1 pseudogene is annotated in these 739 nt (G+C 43.2%); it reads right to left on the bottom strand.

The annotated features are described in order from the left end of the window. Window positions 1-638: pseudogene (locus ACS8FC_RS17155) on the bottom strand (hypothetical protein); the annotation flags it as partial. Between the last annotated feature and the right edge of the window lie 101 nt (window positions 639-739).

Here is a 739-nt window from a genome sequence, read left to right as displayed (position 1 = left end):
GGCATATCATCAAATACGTATAGCTCTTTTTCAGATAGTAAAAAATCAAGCTGCTTGGTCAAATCAAGCGAACGGGTACGCTGGTTTTGCTCATCAATCAGATTCATATTGAGTGCATAAGCGGCCAAATCATACTGCTGCTTCATCACCGCAGATTGAAAAAACTCTAAGGTCGCAAGCGGCGTCGCCAAATTTGGTGGCTCAGCTAATGGTGGTAACCCGACATTGAGCTTATTGAGTAAGTAGTAATTCTCGCTGTACTCCCCTGTCAGTCCCACATCACCTTGCAACGTCCCTGCTTGCTGTACCGCGCTACGCTCAGTGGGATCAAATATCTCTTCGGTAATACCAGAGACGCTAATATTTTCGTCTTTGATTGTATTTATTTGTTGGACAGCGTACTCAGCCAAATTGTCAGGTTTGCTGGCAACTTGTGAGCGGCCTTCCTCATTTGAGACTTGCTCATTTGCCGCACTGGCGGGTACATAGATAGCGCTAATGGCTATAATAAGAAACCCTAAAATCACCTGCAGTGCATTGTAGCGGATACTATTACGCTCTACATCGCGGCGGTGACCACCGTCAATATCCATTGCTATGCCACGATCATCAGCATTACTATTTTTAAGAGTATTCATATTTTTAAAGCCACTGGTCTACAAAAGGAACGGATATAAAAGGAATGGATATAAAAAGTGCATTCGGTATGCTTTAACCTAATGCACTCTGCAAAAAAAAG

It is taken from the genome of Psychrobacter sp. 1Y4 (assembly GCF_051847555.1).
Note: the sequence above shows the minus strand (reverse complement) of the source record. Positions and strands in the feature narration are given on the sequence as shown.